Annotated in this window: 25 protein-coding genes, 1 tRNA gene and 2 pseudogenes; 19 read left to right on the top strand and 9 right to left on the bottom strand. The window is 67.7% G+C overall.

Annotated features, from left to right (window positions below; translation table 11 throughout):
• The first annotated feature begins 98 nt into the window (after positions 1 to 98).
• A complete protein-coding gene (locus IT882_RS16605) occupies positions 99 to 371 on the top strand; it encodes a hypothetical protein (RefSeq protein ID WP_229382449.1) in 273 nt (90 codons plus the stop codon).
• Here the strand turns inward: IT882_RS16605 and IT882_RS16600 are convergent.
• Positions 252 to 644, bottom strand: a pseudogene (locus IT882_RS16600) (helicase-associated domain-containing protein); the annotation flags it as partial. The gene IT882_RS16605 and the pseudogene IT882_RS16600 overlap by 120 nt on opposite strands.
• Positions 645 to 1,521: 877 nt before the next feature.
• Complete coding sequence (locus IT882_RS11805) at positions 1,522 to 1,788, bottom strand: multidrug ABC transporter ATPase (protein WP_195692018.1); 267 nt, start codon at positions 1,786 to 1,788, stop codon at positions 1,522 to 1,524.
• 108 nt (positions 1,789 to 1,896) lie between these two features.
• On the opposite strand from IT882_RS11805, the gene IT882_RS11800 reads away from it, so the two are divergent.
• Both IT882_RS11800 and IT882_RS11795 read left to right on the top strand, forming a co-directional pair.
• On the top strand, positions 1,897 to 2,277 hold the full coding sequence (locus tag IT882_RS11800; protein WP_195692017.1) for a cold-shock protein: 381 nt from the start codon (positions 1,897 to 1,899) through the stop codon (positions 2,275 to 2,277).
• Positions 2,261 to 2,932 (top strand): DUF3027 domain-containing protein, encoded by a 672-nt coding sequence (locus IT882_RS11795; protein ID WP_195692016.1) that lies wholly within the window; start codon positions 2,261 to 2,263, stop codon positions 2,930 to 2,932. Before IT882_RS11800 ends, IT882_RS11795 begins: the two co-directional genes overlap by 17 nt.
• Here the strand turns inward: IT882_RS11795 and serC are convergent.
• Positions 2,929 to 4,035 (bottom strand): phosphoserine transaminase, encoded by a 1,107-nt coding sequence (gene serC / locus IT882_RS11790; RefSeq protein ID WP_195692015.1) that lies wholly within the window; start codon positions 4,033 to 4,035, stop codon positions 2,929 to 2,931. The two genes, IT882_RS11795 and serC, sit on opposite strands and share 4 nt — an antisense overlap.
• A 102-nt stretch (positions 4,036 to 4,137) precedes the next feature.
• Between serC and IT882_RS11785 the strand changes: the two genes are divergently transcribed.
• The 3 genes from IT882_RS11785 (at position 4,138) to IT882_RS11775 (ending at position 6,801) form a co-directional block, all read left to right on the top strand.
• Positions 4,138 to 4,839 (top strand): metal-dependent transcriptional regulator, encoded by a 702-nt coding sequence (locus IT882_RS11785; protein WP_195692014.1) that lies wholly within the window; start codon positions 4,138 to 4,140, stop codon positions 4,837 to 4,839.
• A 256-nt stretch (positions 4,840 to 5,095) separates the two neighbouring features.
• Positions 5,096 to 5,989: a M23 family metallopeptidase gene (locus tag IT882_RS11780; protein ID WP_195692013.1), complete on the top strand. Its 894-nt coding sequence runs from the start codon at positions 5,096 to 5,098 to the stop codon at positions 5,987 to 5,989.
• 314 nt (positions 5,990 to 6,303) lie between these two features.
• Positions 6,304 to 6,801, top strand: a complete 498-nt coding sequence (locus tag IT882_RS11775; RefSeq protein WP_195692012.1) for an HNH endonuclease — start codon at positions 6,304 to 6,306, stop codon at positions 6,799 to 6,801.
• Here the strand turns inward: IT882_RS11775 and IT882_RS11770 are convergent.
• A complete protein-coding gene (locus tag IT882_RS11770) occupies positions 6,780 to 7,307 on the bottom strand; it encodes a MarR family winged helix-turn-helix transcriptional regulator (protein WP_195692011.1) in 528 nt (175 codons plus the stop codon). The two genes, IT882_RS11775 and IT882_RS11770, sit on opposite strands and share 22 nt — an antisense overlap.
• 50 nt (positions 7,308 to 7,357) lie before the next feature.
• Here IT882_RS11770 and IT882_RS11765 point away from each other — a divergent pair, with 50 nt between their 5' ends.
• Positions 7,358 to 8,377 carry an EamA family transporter gene (locus tag IT882_RS11765; protein WP_229382094.1) on the top strand — a complete coding sequence of 340 codons (1,020 nt, stop codon included), beginning with the start codon at positions 7,358 to 7,360 and terminating at the stop codon, positions 8,375 to 8,377.
• Here the strand turns inward: IT882_RS11765 and IT882_RS11760 are convergent.
• Both IT882_RS11760 and IT882_RS11755 read right to left on the bottom strand, forming a co-directional pair.
• Positions 8,343 to 8,798 (bottom strand): annotated as a pseudogene (locus IT882_RS11760) (RNA polymerase sigma factor); the annotation flags it as partial. The gene IT882_RS11765 and the pseudogene IT882_RS11760 sit on opposite strands and share 35 nt — an antisense overlap.
• Positions 8,750 to 9,421, bottom strand: coding sequence for a hypothetical protein (locus tag IT882_RS11755; protein WP_195692009.1), 672 nt, complete (start codon positions 9,419 to 9,421; stop codon positions 8,750 to 8,752). The pseudogene IT882_RS11760 and the gene IT882_RS11755, both read right to left, overlap by 49 nt.
• A 155-nt stretch (positions 9,422 to 9,576) precedes the next feature.
• Here IT882_RS11755 and IT882_RS16595 point away from each other — a divergent pair, with 155 nt between their 5' ends.
• The 5 genes from IT882_RS16595 (at position 9,577) to IT882_RS11740 (ending at position 16,197) form a co-directional block, all read left to right on the top strand.
• Positions 9,577 to 9,816 carry a hypothetical protein gene (locus IT882_RS16595; RefSeq protein WP_229382448.1) on the top strand — a complete coding sequence of 80 codons (240 nt, stop codon included), beginning with the start codon at positions 9,577 to 9,579 and terminating at the stop codon, positions 9,814 to 9,816.
• Entirely contained in the window at positions 9,705 to 10,133 is a 429-nt protein-coding gene (locus IT882_RS11750) for an isochorismatase family protein (protein WP_324253885.1), read from the top strand. The genes IT882_RS16595 and IT882_RS11750 overlap by 112 nt, the downstream gene beginning before the upstream one ends.
• A 205-nt stretch (positions 10,134 to 10,338) precedes the next feature.
• Positions 10,339 to 12,384 (top strand): DNA polymerase Y family protein, encoded by a 2,046-nt coding sequence (locus IT882_RS17145; RefSeq protein ID WP_324253884.1) that lies wholly within the window; start codon positions 10,339 to 10,341, stop codon positions 12,382 to 12,384.
• On the top strand, positions 12,320 to 12,751 hold the full coding sequence (locus IT882_RS17140) for a hypothetical protein (RefSeq protein ID WP_324253883.1): 432 nt from the start codon (positions 12,320 to 12,322) through the stop codon (positions 12,749 to 12,751). Before IT882_RS17145 ends, IT882_RS17140 begins: the two co-directional genes overlap by 65 nt.
• Positions 12,751 to 16,197 carry an error-prone DNA polymerase gene (locus IT882_RS11740; protein ID WP_195692008.1) on the top strand — a complete coding sequence of 1,149 codons (3,447 nt, stop codon included), beginning with the start codon at positions 12,751 to 12,753 and terminating at the stop codon, positions 16,195 to 16,197. Before IT882_RS17140 ends, IT882_RS11740 begins: the two co-directional genes overlap by 1 nt.
• A gap of 11 nt (positions 16,198 to 16,208) precedes the next feature.
• On the opposite strand, the gene IT882_RS11735 is transcribed toward IT882_RS11740, so the two are convergent.
• Both IT882_RS11735 and IT882_RS11730 read right to left on the bottom strand, forming a co-directional pair.
• Positions 16,209 to 16,349: a hypothetical protein gene (locus IT882_RS11735; protein WP_195692007.1), complete on the bottom strand. Its 141-nt coding sequence runs from the start codon at positions 16,347 to 16,349 to the stop codon at positions 16,209 to 16,211.
• Positions 16,350 to 16,560: 211 nt separating this feature from the next.
• Entirely contained in the window at positions 16,561 to 16,842 is a 282-nt protein-coding gene (locus tag IT882_RS11730) for a Fe-S cluster assembly protein HesB (protein WP_195692006.1), read from the bottom strand.
• A gap of 157 nt (positions 16,843 to 16,999) precedes the next feature.
• On the opposite strand from IT882_RS11730, the gene IT882_RS11725 reads away from it, so the two are divergent.
• The 7 genes from IT882_RS11725 to IT882_RS11695 all read left to right on the top strand — a co-directional run bounded on the left by IT882_RS11725 (position 17,000) and on the right by IT882_RS11695 (position 23,181).
• On the top strand, positions 17,000 to 18,211 hold the full coding sequence (locus IT882_RS11725; protein WP_229382093.1) for an MFS transporter: 1,212 nt from the start codon (positions 17,000 to 17,002) through the stop codon (positions 18,209 to 18,211).
• A gap of 14 nt (positions 18,212 to 18,225) precedes the next feature.
• Positions 18,226 to 18,297 (top strand) — tRNA-Arg (locus IT882_RS11720).
• A 275-nt stretch (positions 18,298 to 18,572) separates the two neighbouring features.
• Positions 18,573 to 18,983, top strand: a complete 411-nt coding sequence (locus IT882_RS11715; protein ID WP_195692005.1) for a response regulator transcription factor — start codon at positions 18,573 to 18,575, stop codon at positions 18,981 to 18,983.
• Positions 18,971 to 19,666 carry a response regulator transcription factor gene (locus IT882_RS11710; protein ID WP_195692004.1) on the top strand — a complete coding sequence of 232 codons (696 nt, stop codon included), beginning with the start codon at positions 18,971 to 18,973 and terminating at the stop codon, positions 19,664 to 19,666. The genes IT882_RS11715 and IT882_RS11710 overlap by 13 nt, the downstream gene beginning before the upstream one ends.
• Positions 19,663 to 21,033 (top strand): sensor histidine kinase, encoded by a 1,371-nt coding sequence (locus tag IT882_RS11705; protein ID WP_195692003.1) that lies wholly within the window; start codon positions 19,663 to 19,665, stop codon positions 21,031 to 21,033. The genes IT882_RS11710 and IT882_RS11705 overlap by 4 nt, the downstream gene beginning before the upstream one ends.
• A gap of 94 nt (positions 21,034 to 21,127) precedes the next feature.
• The gene (locus tag IT882_RS11700; RefSeq protein ID WP_195692002.1) at positions 21,128 to 22,393 is read left to right on the top strand and encodes a hypothetical protein; all 1,266 of its coding nucleotides are present in this window, start codon (positions 21,128 to 21,130) and stop codon (positions 22,391 to 22,393) included.
• Complete coding sequence (locus IT882_RS11695; RefSeq protein WP_229382092.1) at positions 22,390 to 23,181, top strand: hypothetical protein; 792 nt, start codon at positions 22,390 to 22,392, stop codon at positions 23,179 to 23,181. Before IT882_RS11700 ends, IT882_RS11695 begins: the two co-directional genes overlap by 4 nt.
• On the opposite strand, the gene IT882_RS11690 is transcribed toward IT882_RS11695, so the two are convergent.
• The gene (locus tag IT882_RS11690) at positions 23,172 to 23,885 is read right to left on the bottom strand and encodes a phosphatase PAP2 family protein (protein ID WP_195692001.1); all 714 of its coding nucleotides are present in this window, start codon (positions 23,883 to 23,885) and stop codon (positions 23,172 to 23,174) included. The two genes, IT882_RS11695 and IT882_RS11690, sit on opposite strands and share 10 nt — an antisense overlap.
• Positions 23,886 to 23,937: the final 52 nt, after the last annotated feature.

Below are 23,937 nucleotides of genomic sequence, written 5' to 3'. Positions count from 1 at the left end.
GTGCGCAGCGAGCCGATGAGGCGGGCGTAGACGTCGCTTGCCGGTTGCGCGGATGCCGGTGCCGCGGCCGTGCGGCGCCGGAGCGACTCGGGAGCTCCGTGCTCGTCGAGCGCCACGACCGGATAGCGGGCGTCGGCGAGCGCCCAGAACAGATGATCGCGACCGACCCGGCTCACGAGAACGTCACCGTGCCTGACGAGTCCGACCGGGCGCAGGGCCTGATCGATAGCGACGAGATCGAGCAGGTGGGGATCGCTGCTCTCGACGACCGTGTTCGGGTTCCCGGCGTCGGAGCGCACCGTCACCGATCCATGCCGGGCAGCTGTCGTGTCGATCACGTAGTCGAGGGGCTGAGGAATGCCGGTGAGTGAGAGCTCGCGCAGAAAGTCGCGAATGGTCTCGGCGCTTTCCCCGTCGGTGAGTCCGGCTCCGATCGACTCCGCGGTGAAGCGGTAGGTCGATGCCTGTGCGCGGGACTCACGCCGGGCGATCCTGCGCAGACGCAGATCCAGCCGCGGGGCGAGGGGCCGGGGGCGACGGCGGTCAGATCCGCCTGCAGATAGATGCGGTCGATCTCGGCGGGAAGGGCGTCCCGCAGGGAATCCGTGTCGAGGGAGGTTCCTTCGACAAGCCCGCGTGACCACGGCGGAACGGTTCCGTCGGCGGTGAGGATGCCCCACCGCAGCGCGGTCCGTCGCAGGGATGCAGCCTGCGCGGGCCACTCGGTGTTCAGGGGATACGCACCCGCCCACCCCGCGGGATCGATCAATCCGCCCTGCGGCGTGCGCAGGCCTGCCGGCAGTCGACGGCGATAGCCCTCGGCGATCGTGACCCACCGCGCCACGGTGCCTCCGTCAAGCCACTGTTCGCCCGCTGTTGTGACGACGAGTTCCCGCCCGATCGGGGCGAGCAGCACTGCGGCTTCGCCGGCGGCGATCAGGTCGTCGAGGTCTTCGGGTGCCCCGATCGCGCCAGACTCCGTGAGGCGCTTGCGGTCGGCTGCGCTGACCGCTCCCGCGCCGGTGCGGGTCAGCGGAACGTGCAGGGCGGCCAGCAGCACATCGGCGAGCGAGGCGGATGCCGTGAAGATCCGCTCGGCGGCGCTGGCGGTCTCTGCCGCCGATGCGGGCGCGCCCCCGGCCGTGACTGTGGCTGTGGCTGCGGCAGGTACCGGGGCGGCGTCGGCAGGTGGATCGGCGGGGTCGGTGGTAATTCTCAGCGCTGCGATCCGCTCGGCTACCGGCGCGTAGACGGCGCCTCCCGGGCGCGCCAGCCCCTGGGCCACCACGGTGGGAGGGGTGAGACCGTCCGTGCCCGCGGCGGCGAGTGCAGCCAGTTCGCCACGGTCGAGTCGCGCCAGCGCCCGGTCGATCGAGGAGGGCTCGAGCAGAGCTTCGGCTGCGTCGAAGAAGTCGCGCCAGGATGCCGCGGGCGAAACGCCGCGGCGGCGAAGCAATTCGGCGAGGGCGTCATCGTCGAGCGATGCCAACCAGGTGGCGAGGGTGCGCTCGTCGCCCGCCATTACTCGCTCCGGTTCGCCCGGGCCCTTCGCACGAAGGTCATGATCAGCACCGTCAGCAACATCGCGAACGCGAGGATCGGGGCGACATAGACGATGATGCCGACGGCGGGCCACAGGCCCACGCTGAAGTCGGCGTGCGACGCGGAGCCGATGAGAATCGCGAAGAACGAGATGACCGAGAGCGCCAGCAGCCCGAGAGACATCGACGCGAGCACACGGTCGACTGTGCGAACCGGGAGGTCGCCGCCAGGGCTTCGCGTGCTCATCCGCCCCAGACTACTCTGTCGCGGTGCTCTAGGCTTAACCCGGGATCGATCGGTCCCTGCGTCACTCCTGCCGCCACGCGTGCGGCGCTGTTCAGAACGAGGTTTCCCATGCCCACCGGCAAGGTCAGGTTCTACGACGAGGAGAAGGGCTTCGGCTTCATCTCCTCCGACGAAGGACAGGATGTCTTCCTTCACGCCACCGCGTTGCCCGCTGGGGCCTCGGTGAAGGCTGGCACGCGCCTCGAGTTCGGCATCGCCGACGGAAAACGGGGTCCGCAGGCGTTGTCCGTTCGGGTGCTCGAGGCGCCGGCGAGTCTCGCCAAGCGCTCTCGTAAGCCCGCCGACGATATGGCGATCATCATCGAGGACCTCGTGAAGCTGCTCGACGGCGTCGGCGGAGATCTGCGACGCGGTCGCTACCCGAGCAGCGCACACGGTGCAAAGGTCGCCGCCGTGCTGCGCAAGGTAGCCGATGAACTCGACGCCTGATCCGGCACTGCTGGCCGCGCACGATCTTGCTCTGGCGGCGCTGCATGAGATCACTCCCGTAGCGACCGTCGGGTCGGCTGCCGGTTACACCGTCGAGGCGGATGGCGTCGTCTCGCTCCGTTTCGAGACCACGCTGCGCGGCTACCCCGGGTGGTTCTGGACCGTCAGCGTCGCGCGGGTCGGTGAAGACCAACCGACCGTGCTGGAAGTGGAGCTCCTGCCGGGGGAGGAAGCGCTGCTGGCGCCCGAGTGGGTGCCGTGGGCGGTGCGTCTGGCCGACTATCAGGCTGCGCAGGCCGCGCTGGCAGCGGAGGCGGCATCCGGTGATGAGGATGACGACTCCGACGCGGGTGTCGACGACGCGAGCGACGCCGGTGATGAGGACGACGACCTCGATGACGTGGACGATCTCGATGTCGACGATTTCGACGAGGACGGGTCGCGGCTCTTGCACAGCGGCGACGTCGACGGTGTCGACATCGATGAACTCGACGACGACGCGAACGACGACGATGACACCGACGCGGACGACGACGACACTGACGACGACGACACTGACGCCGAGGACCTAGACGGCGAAGAGGATGCTGACGACGCCGAGGATGTCGACGATGAGTCGGACGATCCCGAGTCGAACGATCCCGTCGAGGACTAGAGCCGCTCGGCGGTGTACTCGATCGCCCCGATGAGTCGGCGCACGTCGTCCTCGTCGATCGAGACGAACGTCGCGATGCGCAACTGGTTCCGCCCGAGCTTGCGATAGGGCTCGGTGTCGACGATGCCGTTGGCTCGCAGGCTCTTGGCGATGGCTGCGGCATCCACGCTGTCGTCGAAGTCGATCGTCACGACGACCGGCGAGCGGTCTGCGGGGTTCGCGACGAACGGGGTTGTGTAGGCCGTTGCTTCTGCCCAGGCGTACAGGGCCGCCGACGTGGCAGCGGTCTTGGCGCCTGCCCAGGAGAGTCCGCCGTTGTCGAGGATCCAACGCACCTGCTCATCGAGCATGAGGAGCGTCGCCACGGCCGGCGTGTTGAGGGTCTGGTTCAGTCGCGAGTTGTCGATCGCGTTCTTCAGGCTCAGGAACTCGGGGATGTACCGGTCGGATGCGGCGATCCGCTCGATCCGCTCGATCGCGGCGGGCGAGACGAGGGCGTACCAGAGCCCGCCGTCGGATCCGAGGTTCTTCTGGGGAGCGAAGTAGTAGACGTCGGCCTGGGCAGCGTCGAAGTCGATGCCGCCGGCGGCGCTCGTGGCATCGATCACCGTCAGCGCCCCGGCATCGCCTGCCACGCGCGTGACCGGAGCAGACACGCCCGTCGAGGTCTCGTTGTGCGGCCAGGCGTAGACATCCACGCCCTCGATCGGCTGCGGGACGCCGCCGGTACCGGGCGCGCTCGCGCGGACATCCGGCGCCTCGAGCCACGGAGCCTTCGCCGCCGCGGCAAACTTCGAACCGAACTCGCCGAAGGTCAGGTGCTGGCTGCGGCGCTCGATGAGGCCGAAAGCTGCGGCATCCCAGAACGCCGTCGAGCCGCCGTTACCGAGGATGACCTCGTAACCTTCCGGGGTGCGCAGCAGCTCGGCGAGACCTTCGCGGGTGCTGCCGACGAGGTTCTTGATCGGTGCCTGACGATGCGAGGTACCCAGCAGTGCGGCTCCGCGCGTGACGAGAGCCTCGAGCTGAGCGCCACGCACTTTCGAGGGTCCGCAGCCGAACCGGCCGTCGATGGGAAGAAGTTCTCGGGGCAACTCGACCATGTCCCGATTCTAGGGTTGCGCCGAGACGGGCCCGGACCGGGGGCCGGGGAAAAGGCTAGGCTCGTCTTATCCCCCACGAGGATGCCGACACGAGGATTCCGCATGACTGATCTCATCGATACGACGGAGATGTACCTTCGTACGATCCTCGAACTCGAAGAAGAGAACATCACTCCGCTTCGGGCCCGGATATCCGAGCGTCTCGGGCATTCCGGTCCCACGGTGTCGCAGACTGTCGGGCGCATGGAGCGCGACGGACTGGTCGTCGTCACCGAGGATCGCAGCCTTGAGCTCACCGACCTCGGCCGCCAGAAGGCGATCGATGTCATGCGCAAGCATCGCCTCGCGGAGCGGTTGCTCTCTGACGTGATCGGACTCGATTGGGCCTACGTCCACGATGAGGCGTGCCGGTGGGAGCACGTCATGAGCGAGCAGGTCGAGCGCCGACTCGTCGAGCTGCTGGATCACCCGACCGAATCGCCGTACGGAAACCCGATACCGGGGCTCGATCAGCTCGGCGACGTGCCGGCGCTGACGTTCGAGTCCGGCGTCGTGGGGCTCGTTCGCAAGCTGGATGCCGTCGGCGAGCCCATCACCGGCACGATCCGCCGGCTTGCCGAGCCCGCCCAGGTCGACCCCGAGTTGCTGCAGCAGCTCAAGGGCGCGGGGGTTCTGCCCGGGGCTCACGGCAGCTACCGCTACAACGAGGGGTATGTTCTCGTCGAGATGGACGGCGCCGAGGACGGCCTCGAGCTGCCGGTCGAGGTAGCCGGCCACATCTTCCTCGTTGACGACCGTCCCTGACTGCGCGGCGTGACGGCGGTCCATCCGCTCCTCCACAGCGTGAGGACCGGGGTTATCGCCGGCCGTCAACGTGACATGTTCGTTACCTTCCGGTAGCCTCGTACAGTCCGAGCGAGTCCAGCACGACCTCGGAACCCGATCGAATTGCCTCACGGCTCGTCATTCGAACGGTGCACCCCGTGATCGAGTGGAGCGCAGGCTCCGCACCGAAACGTGACGAGTCGGCGCTCCGGCGCAGAGGCGCCGGAGGACTTACTTGGCTGAAGACAACGACTCGACCGCGGTGGATGCCGAGGCCGCGGCGACCAGAAAGACCTCGCGTCTTGCTCGCATCCGTCGCGGTGCAGTGGATAAGGCCGCACGCGCGGCATCCGTCGCCCGACCCGCCGCTCGCACCCCCAAGGCGAGCCCCCGCGGTCCTGTGCGCAACATCGCAACCCTCGCGATCGTCGGCGGCCTCGTGGCTACGGTTGCCCTTCCGGCCTACGGTGCTTTCCAGCCGACCGAGGAATCGAAGACCCTGCAGCAGGTCGCCGAAGGCGATGCGCAGTCACTCGTCGTCGCATCCGATGCTGCGACGACCGAACTCAACCGTGACAGCTACTCGGCCACCACGCCCGAAGAGATCGAGAAGAAGAAGGCCGAAGAGGCTGCAGCGGCAGCCGCTCGTGCCGCGGCATCGCTCGCCTCCAGTGGCGGCGGGTCATCGTCGGTCAACATCAACATGGTGGCTCCGGGCTCCGGCGCTGTTCGTTGGCCGGTCGCCAGCTTCCACAGTGACTGGGCGATCAACGGATTCCGCACTCCCACGCGTCCGAACCACAACGGGCTCGACATGCTCAACTCGGGTGGCACGCCGATCTTCGCGGCAGCCGACGGTGTCGTGCGCGTCGCGCAGGATGGCCTCGGCGGCTACGGCAACGCCGTCGTGATCGACTCGGTCATCGGTGGCCAGGTCGTCACCACCCTCTATGCGCACATGATCTGGGGAAGCCGCACCGTCAGCGCGGGTCAAACCGTCTCGGCCGGCCAGATGATCGGCCTCATGGGCCAGACCGGATCGGCCACGACCACGCACCTGCACTTCGAGGTGCGCGTCGGCGGGGCGCTCGTCGACCCGATGGCCTGGCTGCAGGCCAACGCCGGCTGAGTTCCGGTCCGTTTCTCGACACGCCACGCTCCGTTCACCGTCGTTGGACGGAGCACACCGCGCAGTGCATTAGCCTGGTCGCGACGTGTAAGAGAACGGGAGAGAGTCCGATGGGCAGCACACCACGCAGCCGAACCACGGTTGCATTGGGGCGCCTCGTCCTTCGGCATCATGTTCTCGGACACCACGGGTTCACCGTGGCTCCAGGGCGCTGTCTGTAAAGACAGCGCCTTTTTTCATGCCTTGCGTCATCTGACCACGTCGAACGTCGAAGAATCCCGGGAAGCCGTCTCGGGCCGTTCGAGAGGACAGCAATGCGCACTCTGGTGTTGAACGCGGGCTACGAACCGCTGGCCGTCGTGTCGTTCAAGCGAGCCCTCGTGCTCGTGATGAACGAGAAGGCCACCGTCATCGAGCACATTCCCGAGGATCCGGTCTGGGGAACCGGCGGGTCCTACGATCGCCCCGCCGTGATCCTGCTCACGCGCTACGTACGCGTGCCGGGCGGTCGCACGATCCCGGTCACCCGCCGCGGCGTGCTGCGGCGGGATGCCCATCGCTGCGGGTACTGCGGCAGATCGGCATCCACGATCGACCACATCCTGCCCCGCTCGCGCGGCGGCGCCGACTCGTGGGAGAACCTCGTGGCGTGCTGCCTGAAGTGCAACAACCTCAAGAGTGACCGCACGCCGCAAGAGATGGGGTGGGAGCTGCGCCTCACGCCGGGAGCGCCCCGGGGAGCGCAGTGGACCGTGCGCGGGACCGACCGGACGGATCCGTCCTGGGAGCCCTACCTGGCGCTGGCGGCCTGACGCTCCGGGAGTGGTGACTCGAGGATGTCGAGCCACCGGCGCAGGAGCGGCTCGAGCATCTCGGCATCCGGCCCGAGCTCGTCGATAATGCGATGCTCGCCGGCCATGTGCGCTGTGAAGGCCTCGTCGATGACGGCGAGCCCGGCATCCGTGAGCCCGATGAGTCTGCCGCGGGCATCGGAGGCCTCGGGGCGCCGCTCCACGAGCCCGCGCGAGATCAGCCGATCGACGCGCTTGGTGAGGCCGCCGCTGGTGACCATGGTGTGGCCGGCGAGCTCGCCCGCGCGGCGCTGATAGGGGGCTCCGGCTCTACGCAGGGATGCCAGGATGTCGAACTCCGCGGAACTGAGGTCGAAGCGGGCATAGACCTCGTCGAGGCGCTGGTCCAGGAGTCGTCCGATGCGGTGGAGGCGGCCGATGACGCCCTGCGGGGAGGGGTCGATGTCGGGGCGTTCGCGCCGCCACTCGGTCTGGATCTGTGCGACGCGGTCGGATGCGGCATCCATGGTTTCACGGTAGCGGAATAAATCTTCCGCGGAAGCTATTGTTTCCTTCCATGGAAGATAAAAGGCTGCGGTGGATCCTGCTGACTGCGATCGCCCCGATCGCATGGGGAAGCACGTACTTCGTCACGCGTCAGTTCCTGCCCGCCGACGCACCGCTGTGGGGAGCGCTGTTTCGCGCGCTCCCGGCGGGACTCATCCTGCTGCTGATCTCGCGCCGTCTTCCCCACGGGGTGTGGTGGTGGCGCGCGGCGGTGCTCGGAGTGCTCAACGTCGGCGGGTTCTTCGTGCTCGTCTATGTCGCCGGCCAGCGGCTCCCCTCGAGCGTCGCGGCGACCGTGATGTCGGCATCCGCCGCCGCCATGATGCTGCTCGCGTGGATGCTGCGCCGTCAGCGACCGCGCGTGCTCGCCGTTGTCGGAGCGGGTATCGGATTGGTGGGCGTCGCGCTGTTGGTCGGCGTCGGCGGAGAACCGGTCGACGGATGGGGACTTGCTGCGGCTTTCGCCGGCATGATCTCGTCATCGCTCGGCTTCGTGCTCACGGGACGGTGGGGCAACGAGATCCCGGGGCTCACGATGGCGTCGTGGCAGCTGACGGCGGGTGGGCTGATGCTGTTGCCGGTCGCGCTTTTCGTGGACGGCCCGCCGCCCGCGTTGACGCCGACGTCGGTGCTGGGTTTCGCGTACCTCTCGCTCGTCTCGACGGCGCTCGCGTTCACTGTCTGGTTCGCCGGGCTTCGGCGCTTGCCTGCCGCCACCGTGGGGCTCGTGGGGCTGCTCAATCCCGTCACAGGTGTCGCGCTCGGGGTCTTTCTCGCGGGGGAGCCCTTCGGAATCGCGCAGACCGCGGGGCTTCTGCTCGTGCTCACCGGGATCGTGCTGGGCGTGGTGACGCCGCGGCGGGCACCGGTGGCCACGCCACCTGCTCCGGGCCCGACGGCTGCGCTCCTGACTGCGGCGCCGGCGGCGGCTCTTGCAGGGCCTCCCGCAGCAGACCCTTCGCCCGGGCATAGCGGCTCCGCGCCGTCGAGGCCGGGATCCGAAGCAGCCGGGCCGCGTCCTCGAGTGTGAGGTCGTCCCAGTGCACGAGCCGGATGAGCTCTGCCTGGGCAGCCGGAAGGGAGTCGACTGCACGCCGCACCTCGAGCCCGGCATCCGCCCCGGCGGTTGGCGACTGATCGAGTGTGTCGATGAGGCGCCGGGTCAGTTCGTCGCGGCGACGGATGCTGCGCCAATGGTGTCTCTGCACGTTGCGGGCGACACCGAACAGCCACAGGCGAGCCTCGTCGCCGTCGCCAGGCATCCGCCGACGGGAACGCCACGCCTGTAGGAGTGTCTCGCTGGCTAGATCCGCGGCATCCTCTCGGGAAGCCACGCGGTGGAGGAAGTACGCGAGGATCCGCGGAGCATTCGCCGTGAGTGCGGACCGGGCGTCGTCGTCGGTCACGGTGCGGGAGTCTCGGTCGCATCGGTCGAGCACTGGGTTTGCCATTCGCCTCCGACCCCGCTGACGAAGAGGGACTCGTCATCGGGAAAGGAGGCGAAGACAGACTTGGCCATGCCGTTGAACACCACCACGGCGAGAGCCTCCTGGAGGACATGCGCGTCGCTGACAGTAGGGTCAGGCTGGGGTCCGCCAACCAACGTGAAGTCGAAGTCCGCCATGTCGGCACCCGGGATCAGGTGAGAGAGCCGGTCGGCGCGGTCGAGGTGGGCGAGTCTTACCGCGACGCTCGCAGAGTCCGGCGCCATGTTTGCGATGTCCAGGTCGGAAAGGTAGGCGCGGGCTGCATCCTGCACCTCCTGAGTCGGGAGGACGTCTGCCTTCATTCGCGTCTCGCAGAAGCCAACGAAGTTCCCGTCGACATCCGTCCACGAACGGGTGAACGCCAGATCCGGGTCGGTGATGTTCCATGGTGCCCATCCGCCGGCAGCCATGGCGCCGCCGCCGACGAGCACGAGTGCCGCGCCGAAACCGATCGCCGGTGCCAGGATGCGGCGGCGTTGTGGTGTGCGTCGTGTGCGTGCCGCCGCGAGCACGTGCACCGCCGTGACCACGGCAGGATCATCGGTCTTCGCACGTGCGTTCCGCAGCGTCTCGTCGAGATCGTCCATGTGCACTCTCCTATGGTCGGGGATCCCGGATGGTGGGTTCACAGAGCACATGCCACGGTGATGGTGTTTCGTCCACGTCGGGCGAGAATCCGCGGATTAGTGCCAAAACCTGATGTTCTCGCGGGGGTGTCGGCGTGGCGTGGTGGGATGGGGGCATGACGCGCGCACTCGTGGTGATCGATATGCAGCAGGGGTTTGATGACCTCGACTTCTGGGGGCCGACGGCCAACCTCGACTGCGAGGCCAATGTCGCGCGGCTCATTGCGGCGTTCGCGGGGAGCCGGTGGTGGTCGTGCGGCACGACTCTCGGCATCCGGATTCGCCGCTGCATCCCTCCCACCCAGGCAACGCGCTCGTCGATGCTGTCGCGAAGACGGATGCCGCGGTGCTGGTGACCAAGAACGTCAATTCGGCTTTCTATGGTGAGCCGGACCTCCACGCCTGGCTGCAGGAGCGGGGGATCGACGAGCTGGTGGTGTGCGGCATCCAGACCAACATGTGCGTCGAGACCACCGCTCGGATGGCCGGGAACCTCGGGTATGACGTGACAGTCGTGCTGGATGCGACGCGGACGTTCGACCTCGAGCAGGTCATCCCTGGGGTGGGGGTTGTGCGGCGAACCGCGGCTGAGCTCATGGCGAGTACGGCGCTTGTTCTCCAGGGCGGCGACTTTGCGCGCATCGCCACCACTGCCGATTTCGCCACAGCCTGAGGGGCGCAACCTTCAACGCTGACTCGAACAAAGTATCTATTCGCGCACATCGGTCGGATTGATCGGGTTCTGTCGGATCGTTCCGGTCGGTTGCTCCGGCTAAAGGCGTGAGATCCTATAAAAGCTGAACTTCCGATGTCGGATGCCCCGCGTAGCGTGCTCTCATCGCATTGACGCATTAGAACATGCGTTCTAACCTGTGGGAGTGAGGGCGATCATGGGAGCACAGCGCGCGGAGGCTGCCGCTGACGTCCGTGACCGGCTGGCTGAGGTGCATCGCCTCCGAGCCCAGGTCGAGCAGGTGCAGGGGCGGACCCTCGACGTTCCGGTCTTGCCGTCGTATCCGGCGCTGTCGCGGCTGCTCCCCGGCGGCGGGCTGCGGCCCGGGTCGGTGTACACGGTAGCGCCGGGGGCGGCATCCGTCTCGCTGCTGCTCGCGCTGCTGGCTTCGCCCTCGCAGGCGGGGTCGTGGTGCGGAGTCGTCGGGATGCCGAACCTGGGCGCCGAGGCTGCGGAACGCTTGGGAGTCGACCTGACTCGGCTCGTGATGGTTCCGGACCCGGGATCGCGATGGCTCGCGGTGACGGCCACGATCACCGAGGTGCTGCCCCTAGTGGTGGTGCGTCCACCGGGACGGGTCTCGGATGCCGACGCTGCCCGGTTCGCGGCTCGCCTGCGCGATCGTGACGGTGTGCTGCTCGTGCAGGGGCCGTGGCCGCAGGCCGAGGCATCCCTGTCAGTGAGCGATCCCGGCTGGAGTGGTCTTGGTCGCGGGCACGGGTATCTCGACGCACGAGAGGTCACCGTCACGGTGTCCAGTCGGCGCCTGGCGACTCCGAGGCGGGGACCTGTGCTGCTGCCGGCGCCGGGGGAGTCGTCGACGCCGTCCGGGGGCCTTCTCCCGTGGTGCGAGATGCGCGTGAGCAGGAGATCGAGACGGTGCCGATTCGGGAGGCGCTGCCCGTCCGGGAAGCAGGGTGACATGCCTGCCGACTCACCCCCACGAACGCTGACGCGAAGCCTCGCACGAACGCTGACGCGAACGGCGACGCGAAGCCTTGTGGTGTGGATGCCGGATTGGCCGGTCACCGCGCTGACGCGGGACGGGCCGCACCCGCTCGACCCCACCGACCCGATCGCGGTCGTCGACAAGAACCTCGTCGTCGCGTGCTCAGCCACAGCGCGCCGGGACGGAGTGCGGCGAGGGCAGCGTCGGCGCGACGCGCAGGCACGGTGCCCGGCCCTCGCGATCGTTCCGGCTGACCCGGTGCGCGATCACCGCGCGTTCTCGCCTGTCGTCACCCAGCTCGAAGAGCGTGCTCCCGGTGTGCAGATCGTGCGTCCGGGGCTCTGCGCACTGCGCGCTCGGGGCCCTGCTCGCTACTACGGGGGTGAATCTGCAGCCGCGCGGGTGCTCCTCGACCGGATGCGGGAACTCGGCCTCGTCGATGTCCGCATCGGGGTCGCCGACGGACCGTTCACCGCCGAACAGGCAGCGCGCAGTGCGACCACGGCGGCTGATCCCGTCCGCATCGTGCCGGAGGGAGCGGCATCCGCGTTCCTTGCCCCCCTATCGGTCGCGGCACTCGACGATGCGGACCCCGCCTCGAACGTCGGATCCGGCATCGTCGATCTGCTCGCGAAGCTCGGCGTCCAGACGCTGGGAGCTTTTGCCGCGATGCCCGAAGAGCGCGTGCGCGAGCGGCTGGGGGAGCGCGGAGTGCGGTTGCAGAACCTTGCCGCCGGCAGCGACTCACGCCCGATCGAGCCGCGGGTACCGCCGCCCGAGCTTGTCCGTGAGATCGCCTTCGAACCCCGCTGGAACTTGCCGAGCAGGTCGCTTTCGGGGTGCGGCAGACCGCGGATGCTTTCCTGGCCAGCCTCGGGGCGATCGACCTGGTCTGCACCGAGGTGCGCATCGAGCTGGTCGGTGACCGGGGGAGCGCAGCGAGCGGGTGTGGCTGCATCCCGGGTCGTTCGATGCCGCCGCAATCGTCGACCGGGTGCGCTGGCAGCTTGCCGAAGACGCCGCCGATCTTCTTACCGGCGTCGGGCTCGTTCGTATCTCACCCGAGGCGGTGGATGCCGCATCTCACCACGCCCCGGCGATCTTCGGCTCGGGACCCGAAGAACGCGTGCACCATGCGCTCTCTCGCGTGCAGGCGATGCTCGGGCACCGCGGTGTCGTGACCCCCGCGATCGGGGGTGGGCGCTGGCTGGACGAACGGCAGGTGTGGGTGCCGTGGGGTGACCGGCTTCCTCGCGACCATCGCACGCTCGCCGCCGAACGCGCCCGCCCGTGGCCGGGGAGCCTGCCCGACCCGCTGCCGGCCACGGTGTTCACCGCTCCCGTGGCCGTCGAGGTGGTGTCGGCATCCGGGGTCACCGTCTCGGTCGACGACCGCGGGCAGCTCACCGGCACGCCGACGCTCTTAATCGAGACCGGGCGTCGCCGGGCCGTGGCGGCGTGGGCGGGGCCGTGGCCGGTCATCGAACGCGCCTGGGATGCCGCCCGCGCGCGCCGCGCGCATCGGTTCCAGGTCGTGGACGCCGATCAGACCGCGTGGCTGCTGGTGTGCGAACAGGGAGCCTGGCATGCCGAGGGACGGTACGACTGATGGGGTTCAACAATCCATCGGTGCCGTGGTCGGAGATGGAACGGTTGCTCAGCGACCGCCGGCGTCCGAAGCCGCCACCCGGGGACGGCGGCGACAGCCCGGCGTGGTCGCACAAGCGCGGGCCGTACGTCGCCCCGGCGATCGAGCGCCCTGCCGAGACGGTTCCGTATGCCGAACTGCACGCGCACTCCTCGTTCTCGTTCCTCGACGGGGCGTCTTCCCCCGAGGATCTCGCCGAAGAGGCCGAGCGGCTCGGCTTGCACGCGCTCGCGATCACCGACCACGACGGGTTCTACGGCATCGTCCGGTTCGCCGAGGCCGCCGAGCAACTGAGCCTGCAGACGGTGTTCGGCGCGGAGATGTCCCTCGAACTCCCCAAGCCGCAAAACGGCGAACCCGATCCCGTCGGTGCGCACCTGCTCGTGCTGGCCCGCCACGAGGAGGGGTACCACCGTCTCGCGTCGGCCCTCACCCGGGCTCAGCTCCAGGGAGCGGAGAAGGGCCGCCCGCACTACGACCTCGAACAGCTCGCCGCGTTCGCCCGAGGAGACGAGCGTCTCGACGGGTTCTCGGGCAGCCGGGGCCGTTCGGAGTGGGCGGTGCTCACCGGATGCCGCAAGGGTGCCGTTCGTCGTGCGTTGGCAGGCGGTGGCGCGGATGCTGCGGCCGCCGCCCTCGACGAGCTGGTCGCCCTCTTCGGGCGAGAGTCGGTGCACGTCGAACTGATCGACCACGGCAACCCGTCGGACACGCGGGACAACGACATCCTCGCCGCGCTCGCCGCCAACCGCGGCCTGCCGCTGCTCGCAACCAACAACGTCCACTACGCCGCCCCGCAGCGGGCGCAGCTGGCGGCGGCCGTTGCCGCGGTGCGCGCGAACCGGGGCCTCGACGAGCTCGATGGATGGCTCCCCGCCCATGCCGGCGCGCACCTGCGTTCGGGCGCCGAGATGGCCGAACGCTTCGCCCGGTACCCGGGCGCCGTCGCGAAGACGGTGGCGCTCGCCGATGACCTCGCCTTTCCGCTGCGGAGCGCAAAGCCGGCCCTCCCGAAACTCCCCGTCCCCGAGGGGCACACCCCGATGAGCTGGCTCCGGCACCTGGTCTGGGAGGCGGTTCCCCGCAAGTACCCCGACCTGGCGTCGAAAGATCGTGACCGCATCGAACGGGAACTCGGCGTCATCGAGATGAAGGACTTCCCCGGCTACTTCCTCATTGTTCACGGCATCGTGCAGGAGGCGCGGCGTCGCGGCATCCTGTGCCAGGGGCGAGGGTCGGCGGCCAACAGTGCCATCTGCTACCTGCTGGACATCACCGCCGTCGACGCGATCGCCTACGACCTGCCGTTCGAGCGGTTCCTCTCGAGCCTGCGCGACGAAGAACCCGACATCGATGTCGACTTCGATTCCGACCGGCGCGAAGAGATCATCCAGTGGGTCTACGCGACCTATGGCCGGGACCGGGCGGCGCAGGTCGCGAACGTCATCCAGTACCGCCCCAAGAACGCCGTGCGCGATATGGCCAAGGCGCTCGGGTACTCGCCGGGGCAGCAGGATGCCTGGTCCAAGCAGGTCGAGCGTTGGGGGGCGTCGTTGGAGAGTGGCCCCGACCACGACATTCCGGATCAGGTCATCGCGTACGCGGGGGAGCTGCTCAAGGCGCCGCGGCATCTCGGCATCCATTCGGGCGGCATGGTTCTCACGGAGCGACCCGTCGGCGAGGTCGTGCCGATCGAGCACGCGCGCATGGACAATCGCACCGTCATCCAGTGGGACAAAGACGACGCCGCCTGGATGGGCCTGGTGAAATTCGATCTGCTGGGCCTCGGGATGCTCGCGGCGCTGCAGTACTGCTTCGACATGATCCATGCCGCCACGGGGGAGAGGTGGGAGCTGGCGACGCTGCCCAAGGAGGAGGCCGCGGTCTACGACATGCTGTGCCGGGCCGATTCGATCGGGGTGTTCCAGGTGGAGTCGCGCGCACAGATGGGGTTGCTCCCGCGCCTGCAGCCGCGCCGGTTCTATGACCTCGTGATCGAGATTGCCCTCATCCGCCCCGGCCCGATCCAGGGCGGCGCGGTGCATCCGTTCGTGCGTCGCAAGCTCGGGGACGAGAAGGTCACCTACCCGCATCCGAAGCTCGAGCCGGTGCTCGAACGCACGCTCGGGGTGCCGGTGTTCCAGGAGCAGCTCATGCAGATGGCCGTCGCGATCGGCGACTGCACGCCCGAGGATGCCGACCTGCTGCGCCGCGCGATGGGCTCCAAACGCGGGCTGGAACGGATCGAGTCGCTGCGCGAGAAGCTCTATGAGGGGATGGCCCGCAACGGCCTCGTCGGAGAGGATGCCGACGCGATCTACGCGAAGATCCAGGCGTTCGCGAACTTCGGGTTCGCCGAGTCGCACTCCCTCTCGTTCGGCCTCCTCGTCTATGCCAGCTCGTGGATCAAGCTGCACTACCCGGCGGCGTTTTTGGCGGGACTGCTGCGCGCCCAGCCGATGGGGTTCTACTCGCCGGCGACCCTCGTCTCGGATGCCCGCCGCCACGGTGTCGAGGTGCGCCGCCCCGACCTTCATGCTTCGGGCGTGTGGGCCGGGGTCGAGCCGGTCACACCGGGCGAGGCATCCGTCGAACGCCAACCCACGGGAATGGATGCCTGCACGCACCGCATCCAGCCGCCGGTCGGCCGGTTCGACAGGAATGCGCCGGACGAATCCGCCGCGCACCGGCGTGATGGCGGCTTCGCGGTGCGGCTGGGGCTGGCGGGCGTCAAGGGAGTGGGGCAGCCCACCGCCGAACGGATTGTCGCCGAGCGTGAGGCCCACGGTCCGTTCCGGGATCTGCGAGATCTCGTGCGCCGGACGGGGGTGACCGAGGCGCAGCTGGAGGCGCTCTCTACGGCGGGGGCTTTCGAGTGTCTCGGGATCTCACGCCGGGAGGGCGTGTGGCTGGCGGGCGCTGCCGCGCAGGACCGCGCCGAGTACCTGCCCGACTCTCTCGTATCGGTACAGCCTCCCCTGTTCACCGATCCGACGAGCTACGACATCCTCGCCGCAGATCTCTGGGCCACCGGGATCTCGACCGACGACCATCCGCTGACGCACTACCGCGCTCCCTTGGATGCCCGGGGCGTGCTTACCTCGCGCGAGCTCCGCGCTCACGAAACGGGGCGGCGCATCGAGGTCGCGGGTCTCGTGACCCACCGGCAGCGCCCGGCGACGGCATCCGGGATCACCTTCCTCAACCTCGAAGACGAGCACGGTGTCGTCAACATCATCTGCTCGGTCGGTGTCTGGAATCGCTATCGACGCGTCGCCCGGGACGCTCCCGCACTCATCGTGCGCGGGATGCTGGAACGCTCACCCGAGGGGGTCACGAACGTGCTCGCCGACCGTTTCGAAGACCTGCGCGTCGGCGTGCAGCATCGCTCACGCGACTTCCACTGACCGGGCAGCGCTCAGGGGGCGGGCTGGCGAGAGTTGTAGTCGCTCAGCGAGGGGCGACGACCGTGTCCGTCGCGAGCGATCTCGCGGGCGACGGCGAATGCGCTGACGATGATGACGGCGAGCAGGATGAGGATGAGGATGGCGAGAGACACGGGCGGGCTCCTTTCACCCTCCACTCGACCGTGTTCGGCTCTGGCGACAAAGAGCCACCTCCGCTGGGGTGGTCTGGCGACCGTGTCGCGGCCCGGAATCTCAGGCATGCGAACTGACCGGGCAGTCCAGCATCCATCGATTGGCCTCCCCGCTGCATGCCAAACGGCCCCCGACGACCGAAGTCATCGGGGGCCGTTGTTGACTGGGGGATCAGCCCTGAGCGGCGAGCGCGAAGCGGACGGTGCCGTCCTGCTCGAGCTGCGCGTCGAGGACGCGATCGTTGAGCGCGAGCGAGGCAGCCGTGTCGAGGAAGACGCGAGCTCCCTCGGTCACAACAACCGTGTCGTCGGGCTCGGGGGCGGGTGCCACGCTGAGCTCGAAGCCGGTCTCTGCGCCAGCGTCTCGAATGCGAAGACCGCCGTCAGCTGCCTGCGGCACGCGGGCGACGATTGTCTTAACGGCCTCAGCCGCGGTGTCGGTCATGGTGAGCATTTGTGCTCTCCTTCCGTTGCGGTCTCTGGGCCAGCCACGATTCCGAGAGTTGGCGGACGTCGCAACCTGAGAAGGGTCATACCCAGGGGATTCCCATGTTCGGCTCGCGGCATGTGTCTCGGCGAGACGGGCCTCATCTGCCCACTAGCGTGAGAGCGTGGAGCGCTTCTCAGGTCATGCACCGGGGGACGCAGCCTACCGACGCCTGGTGATCGGTCTCTTCTTCGCCGGCATCGCAACGTTTGCTCAGCTCTACTCGCCGCAAGCGGTCTTGCCGCTCATCGCGGAAGAGTTTGCCGTCACGCCGGCAACCGCCGCGCTCGCAGTCTCGCTGTGCACGCTCGGGCTCGCGCTCGCCGTGATCCCGTGGTCGCGCGCCGCCGATCGCATCGGACGCCTGCCGGCCATGACGATCGGCATCCTGGCGGCGACCAGCGTCGGCATCCTCGCGACCTTCGCCCCGACCCTCGAGGTCTTTCTGATCGCGCGCTTCATCGAAGGCGCGGCGCTGGGAGCGATGCCCGCGATCGCCCTCGCCTACCTGAGCGAGGAAGTGGATGCGACCCACGCCGTGCGCGTGGCCGGCAGCTACATCGCGGGAACGACCGTCGGCGGCCTGGCGGGCCGGATCATCGCGGGGCCCGTGTCGGATGCCGCTTCCTGGCGGATCGGGGTGCTCGCCGTCGCGCTCCTGTGCCTCATCAGCGCGGCGCTGTTCGCGCGGATCGCACCGCCCGCCCGAGGTTTCACGCACGGGCGCGGGCAGACCGACGGACTTCTGAGGAAGGTGCTCGCGAGCCTCCGTTCGCCGATCCAGCTCGCTCTCTATGCGCAGGCATTCCTTCTCATGGGTGGATTCGTCGCGATCTATAACTACCTCGGGTTCGTGTTGATCGCGCCGCCCTTCTCGCTGCCGCCCTGGGAGATGAGCCTGCTGTTTCTCGCCTATCTCGCCGGCTCGGTGTCGTCTCCACAGGCTGGCGCGCTCGCCTCCCGATGGGGGAGGCTTCCGGTGCTCATCGGATCGACGGCGGCGATGGTGGCAGGCGTCCTTCTCACTCTCTCGAGCTGGCTGCCGCTCGTGCTGGTTGGACTTCTCGTGCTCACCGCGGGGTTCTTTGCGGCGCACGCAATCGCCTCGGGGTGGACGCCGGCGAGCGCTCCGCGGGGAGCCACGGCGCAGGCATCCTCGCTGTACTACCTCGCCTACTACGGAGGGTCGAGTCTGCTGGGATGGCTGCTGGGCTTCGCCCTGGTCGGCCTGGGCTGGCCTGGCGTCGCGGGCAGCGTCGTCGCGATGTGTCTGCTCGCCGCAGGCATCGCCGTTCTCTTCCTGCGGCGCGCCGAGGGCTTACCCCGAACGTCCTAGACTGGATGCCGCCAGCCTCTGTAGCTCAATGGAAGAGCAGTTCCGTCCTAAGGAAACGGTTGGGGGTTCGAGTCCCTCCAGGGGCACTGACCCGACACGTTGCGCGGCGTACTCCTTCCGACCGTCTGTCAATGTCGGCTGCCCCGGTCGGTGGCGATCCTACGACCACTTGCACCCCGAATGTCGACGATGAAGATGTGATCCTCCGCCGGAAAAGATCCACACGTGAGGAATAAAGCGGTGAACAGTGGCTCGCGGCGGGATGCTCTCATGCTGGTCTCATTTAGGGCTTTGTATGGTCGCTCTACTTGAGGGCGCGGCGGTGTGTGATTGACGGCCCCGTGGTGAGAGGAGATGGAAAGTGATTCTCATCATTGAAGACGACAGGTTCGTCGCGCAGAGGGTGGGTCAGATTCTGTCCGAGGCGGGCTACGTATGTGTTGACGCAATCGAGGCGGACGCGGGGTTCGAAGCATTCAGGAGCACCGCGGTGCTCGACCTCGTCGTGCTGGAATTGGCCGACTCCGACTCGGCGGATGCGGACATCGCGCTATGCCGCTGGATCAAGGAGGTCAGCGACGTGCCGGTAGTCATGTTGACGGCGAATGATTCGGCGAGAGCGAGGGTTGAGCGACTGAATGCCGGTGCCGACGACTGTCTTGCTCGGCCATTCCACCCCAGCGAGCTTCTCGCTCGGGTGCGTGCGCAGCTTCGCCGCAGCGCGCACGACTCTGCGCCGCTCGCCGCGACAATGGATGCATGGCGCACCTGACTGCCGCAGTTGACGTGCTTGTCGTTGAGGACGATCCGCAGATGGGCGTCATGCTCAAGCGCGGACTGCTTGCCGAAGGGTATGCGGTGACGTTGCTCGCTGACGGGGTACGGGCGCTGATTCACGCGGATGACCAACGACCACAGATCGCGGTGTTGGACGTGATGCTTCCAGGCATGTCCGGATTTGAGCTCTGCCGTCGCCTGCGCGAGATGGATCCGGCTATCCGGGTGCTCATGCTGACCGCAAGAGACGATGTCGACGATAGGGTTCACGGGTTGGATGCCGGTGCAGACGACTATCTGGTCAAGCCGTTCGAGTTTCGCGAACTCGCTGCGCGGCTCCGAGCGTTGCAGCGGCGTGACGCGGGCTCTGTTCCGGTTCGCCTCACGGTGGGTGGTGTCACGCTGGATTCTGTGAAGCGGGACACAGAGGTCGACGGACAAGCCTTGCACCTGAGCCCGAAGGAGTTCGCGCTGCTGCTGGCCCTGATGGCTCGGGCGGGCGCCACCGTCACACGGGACGAGATCCTGGGCGACGTGTGGGGGACCACTTCGCATGCCGATCCGAACCTCGTCGATCAGTACGTCAGCTATCTGCGTCGCAAACTCAATCACGCTCACGCGCGCATCGCGATCCGAAACGAACGTGGCATCGGGTTCCGACTCGTGGCAATGACGTGAAGCATCTCCGTCGCTTGTCGATCCGCGCGCGAATCGGCATCGGCACTGTGCTGATGGCGCTGGCGGTGTTCACTGTCGTCGGGCTGTTGGTGCACGCTTTCGTCGAGCGCCTAGTCGATGACGCGGCGTCGAGCCTGCTGGCGTCGGATCTTGCGTCGTTCGCGACCGCGATCCGCGACGAGCCCGGCGATGTGGTGGACGTTCCCGCCGAGGGGCAGCTGGTGGCCGTCGTCGACCCGACAGGGACGGTGCAGGTGTCCACGCTCCCTGTGGCCCTGCAGAACGAGCTCGGCGACATGACCCGCCTCCCAAAGACTCCGATGACGACTGTGGTCGAGGGGTCGCAGTGGCAGGTGCTGGGCGAACGGGTTACCGGGGTCGGGGGGACCTGGACCGTGGTCGCGGCACGAAGCGAAGGGGCGTCCGAGGTCGTGATGGCACGTCTGGATGCCGGGCTGCTCGTGGGCATCGGGCTGATCGTGCTGGTGTTCGCCGGTGCGTCCTGGTTGGTTACCGGTGCGTCGTTGCGTCCAGTGACACGACTACGGCACAGCGCGGAAGGCATCGTCGCTTCCGGTTCGCAGGATCTCCTTCCCGTCGGTCCGGCGCGCGACGAGATCAGCGCGCTGGCAGAGACGCTGAACGGTCTGATCTCGGACTTGCGGAGCTCGGCCGCGCGCGAGCGTCAGATGGTGTCGGATGCTAGCCACGAGCTGCGCACGCCCTTGGCGGTGTTGCAGGCCCAACTTGAACTCATCCGAGCAGAAGACCCGGACCACCTGAGGAAAGACTTGGACGACGCCAGGGCGGCGACTGGCCGCCTGGCGCATTTGGTCGCTGAGCTTCTTGAGCTGTCTCGATTGGAAGCCGGTGAGGTCTCTCGCCACACCTCGTCCGTCGTTCAGCTTGTCGAAGAAGTCGGCCTCGCCGTGGACCGCGCACGCCTCGCGGCCGGTGTGCGTGTTGTCCGCGTGGAGCTCGATGTTGGCATGGCGCCGGATGCCGGCGGACAGGTCGCGGTGCGCCGCGAAGCGTTCGGCCGCATAGCGGAAAACCTCGTGAGCAACGCTCTCGCGATAGTTGAGTCGGGCGGGTATGTCGGGGTGACGGTGCTCGCCACCCGAGCAGAATTCGCGCTCGTCGTCGACGACGATGGACCGGGAATCGACCCCGACTTCCTGCCGCGGGCATTCGACCGCTTCTCCCGGCCGGATTCCTCGGCCCGCCGCAGCGAAGGCGCCGGTCTCGGGCTCGCAATCGTCGCCGCAACGACCGAGGCCGCAGGAGGATCAGTCACGCTCGAGAACAAGCCCGATGGTGGTGTGCGCGCTCGGGTGACTCTTCCCTTTGTGCGCGCGGCTCTCTGAGCCTCACACCCATGGCGGTGTTCCTGTAAGAAGTTTCAGAATGTCGGCTCGTTCTTTGAGGTGATGCCACAGGTCCGCCTTGGAGGGTCAGACTATGACCGCTTCCGCGCTGACATCCCGGGGCACTGCCCGGCACCTGCTGAACAAAGTTCCTGAAGTCACGATCTGGTTCTGGATCATCAAGATCTTGTGCACGACTGTCGGAGAGAGTTTCGCGGACTGGATCAACAGCACGTTGGGCGTGGGTCTGATGAACACCGCGCTCATGTTCACGCTCCTCATGGCAGCTGTCCTTGCTGGCCAGATGATGCTCACTCGATACGTTCCCGGCGTGTACTGGCTCACCGTGGTTGTGCTCAGCATCACGGGCACGCTCTACACCGACATCCTCACCGACCAGCTCGGGGTGCCTCTCGGACTCAGCACTCTCCTGTTTGCGGCACTGCTCACCGTCGTCTTCGTGATCTGGTACAGGCGGGAGAAGACCCTCTCGATCCACAGCATCAACACCCGTGGCAGGGAAGCGTTCTACTGGTTGGCCGTGCTGGTGACATTCGCGCTGGGAACCGCGACCGGCGACTGGACGCTCGAACTCACCGGATGGGGTCCCGGACTGTCCATCCTGCTGCCGCTCACCCTCATCGGCATCGTGACCGCACTGTGGCGATACGGCGCCAACCCCGTACTGAGCTTCTGGATCGCCTACATCCTTACCCGCCCGCTGGGCGCGAATATCGGCGATTTCCTCGCCCTCCCCGCCGACGAGCAGGGGCTGGGCCTGGGAACCATGCTCACCAGCGTGATCTTCCTCGTCGCGATTCTCGCCGTCGTCGTCTATCTCTCGTTCAGCCACTCCGACGTCACCGAGCGCCACACTGAGCGGGCAGCTTCGCGCACTCCGGCGCGGGCTCGCGCCGCCCACAGCACACTCGGAGTCATAGCGATCGCGACGATTGCGCTGTTGGCGTTCACCAACGCGCAACCGCACCAGAGCGCACTCGCTGACGAGGGCCCCGCGCCCTCCTGCGAAGCGAACGCCGCTCCACTCGACCAGTCGGAGGCCAGCGCGGCTGTGATGCAGAACTTCCCCAGCGATGCGACCGCGGCCTTCCGAACGATCGTCTCTGATGTCGTGAACAGTGTGCAGCAGGGTGACCAGGCCGCGGCGACGTCGCGTATCACCGACCTGGAGACAGCGTGGGATGACGATCAGGACACGCTCAACGCTGCGGACTGCCAGGCATGGAGCTACCTCGACCACCAGATCGATCAAGCACTCACCGCGGTGCGGTCCTCGTCTCCGGACCAGTCAGCGGAACTGGCCGCGCTCCAGTCGCTTCTGACCACCCTTCCGGCATGATGGCCCTGATCGCCGGCCGCACACGCGGCGCCCGAGCCATGGCCGACAAGGTTCCGCACGTCACCGCACTGTTCTGGGTCGTGAAGGTGCTCACCACCGCCATGGGCGAGACCGGGAGCGACTTCCTGGTCACCACGATCGAGCCCGTCATCGCGGTCGGGGCTGCTTTCATCCTCCTCGCGGGGACCCTGGCGCTGCAGTTCCGCACGCGCCGCTATGTCCCGGCGATCTATTGGGCCGCAGCCGGGATGGTCAGCGTCTTCGGAACCATGGCCGCAGACATCGTGCATGTCCAGTTCGGCATCCCCTACGCGATTTCCACCGCGGTGTTCGCTGTTGCCCTTGCTGGAACATTCGCGCTGTGGTGGCGCAGCGAGCACACGTTGTCCATCCACTCGATCCGAACCACGCGGCGTGAAGCGTTCTACTGGACCACAGTTCTGCTTACCTTCGCCCTGGGGACGGCGGCGGGCGATTGGACCGCGAACGCGCTCGGTCTGGGGTACCTGATGTCGGGAGTGCTCTTCGCGGCGCTGATCGCCATCCCCGCGGTCGGCTACGGCTTTTTCCGGTTGAATGCCATCGTCGCGTTCTGGATCGCGTACATCCTCACCCGCCCACTTGGCGCATCGTTCGCTGACTGGCTCGCCGTCTCACCAGGGCGCGGCGGTGCAGGGTTTGGCACGGGAACCATCACCGTCGTGTTGCTGATCGCGATCGTCGGATGCGTCGTCGTGTTGAGCACCACCAGCATCGGCGAGAAGGCTGCGGCGTACTCTCAAGGCTGACGCTGCCAGCGGCCCGAAGATGCCGCGTGCGCGCGGTCCGCACCCTTACGTGTGAACAGCGAAATCCGGCCCGTCCACCGCACCAACGCCCACACGAGGAACGGGACCAGAAACATCGAAGCGAGCGTGTCTGTGGGGTAGTGCACGCCGAGATAAACCCGCGACCACGCCGTTGCAGCGACGAGAATGATCGCTGCCGCAAGCGTGATGTACCGCGCCCGGGCCAGCGTGAGGAGCGCGAACACGCTCACGCCGAGGGCAACGGCGAACGCGGTGTGACCGCTCGGGTAGCTGAACGTGGTCGGCTCGACGGCGGGCGGGAAGGGAAGGAGGGCAGGATCGGGGCGGGGGCGCTGCACGAGCGCCTTGACCAAGTCTGCGGTGCCCCACGAGAACCCGATGAGGATGCCGAGCCGCAATCCGAGGACCCACGATCGTGCAAGGAGCGCAGCCAGTGCCATTGCCCCGAGGGTGATGACTGCCGCCCCCGTGGGGCCGAGGAGTACTGCGATCGTGTGGGCGATGGCGTCCAGCGCCGCGGTCGACGTGCCGTTGACCGCGATGACGATCCGTATCTCTTGGGCGGACCATCCCGGGTTCGAGGTGATGAGAACGCCGATGAGCGCGATCGCAGCGAAGGCCGCGGCCGCGACGGTGGCGACGACCCATCCAGGAACGCGCCGGTGGCGTGCGGTGCCGATCATGACCGTATTCTTCCGTGCGCGGGCAGTCGGGTCCTGCCCGCGCACGGACGCG

Origin of the sequence: Microbacterium schleiferi (assembly GCF_015565955.1) — a bacterium.
GTDB lineage: Bacteria > Actinomycetota > Actinomycetes > Actinomycetales > Microbacteriaceae > Microbacterium > Microbacterium schleiferi_A.
This window is presented reverse-complemented; position numbering and strand designations above follow the sequence as displayed.

Coding starts and splice junctions, on each gene's coding strand:
- IT882_RS11805 (WP_195692018.1), bottom strand. CDS start 1,788: ATGAGCACGCGAAGCCCTGGCGGCGACCTCCCGGTTCGCACAGTCGAC.
- IT882_RS11800 (WP_195692017.1), top strand. CDS start 1,897: ATGCCCACCGGCAAGGTCAGGTTCTACGACGAGGAGAAGGGCTTCGGC.
- IT882_RS11795 (WP_195692016.1), top strand. CDS start 2,261: ATGAACTCGACGCCTGATCCGGCACTGCTGGCCGCGCACGATCTTGCT.
- serC (WP_195692015.1), bottom strand. CDS start 4,035: ATGGTCGAGTTGCCCCGAGAACTTCTTCCCATCGACGGCCGGTTCGGC.
- IT882_RS11785 (WP_195692014.1), top strand. CDS start 4,138: ATGACTGATCTCATCGATACGACGGAGATGTACCTTCGTACGATCCTC.
- IT882_RS11775 (WP_195692012.1), top strand. CDS start 6,304: ATGCGCACTCTGGTGTTGAACGCGGGCTACGAACCGCTGGCCGTCGTG.
- IT882_RS11770 (WP_195692011.1), bottom strand. CDS start 7,307: ATGGATGCCGCATCCGACCGCGTCGCACAGATCCAGACCGAGTGGCGG.
- IT882_RS11765 (WP_229382094.1), top strand. CDS start 7,358: ATGGAAGATAAAAGGCTGCGGTGGATCCTGCTGACTGCGATCGCCCCG.
- IT882_RS11755 (WP_195692009.1), bottom strand. CDS start 9,421: ATGGACGATCTCGACGAGACGCTGCGGAACGCACGTGCGAAGACCGAT.
- IT882_RS16595 (WP_229382448.1), top strand. CDS start 9,577: ATGACGCGCGCACTCGTGGTGATCGATATGCAGCAGGGGTTTGATGAC.
- IT882_RS11740 (WP_195692008.1), top strand. CDS start 12,751: ATGGGGTTCAACAATCCATCGGTGCCGTGGTCGGAGATGGAACGGTTG.
- IT882_RS11730 (WP_195692006.1), bottom strand. CDS start 16,842: ATGCTCACCATGACCGACACCGCGGCTGAGGCCGTTAAGACAATCGTC.
- IT882_RS11710 (WP_195692004.1), top strand. CDS start 18,971: ATGGCGCACCTGACTGCCGCAGTTGACGTGCTTGTCGTTGAGGACGAT.
- IT882_RS11700 (WP_195692002.1), top strand. CDS start 21,128: ATGACCGCTTCCGCGCTGACATCCCGGGGCACTGCCCGGCACCTGCTG.
- IT882_RS11695 (WP_229382092.1), top strand. CDS start 22,390: ATGATGGCCCTGATCGCCGGCCGCACACGCGGCGCCCGAGCCATGGCC.
- IT882_RS11690 (WP_195692001.1), bottom strand. CDS start 23,885: ATGATCGGCACCGCACGCCACCGGCGCGTTCCTGGATGGGTCGTCGCC.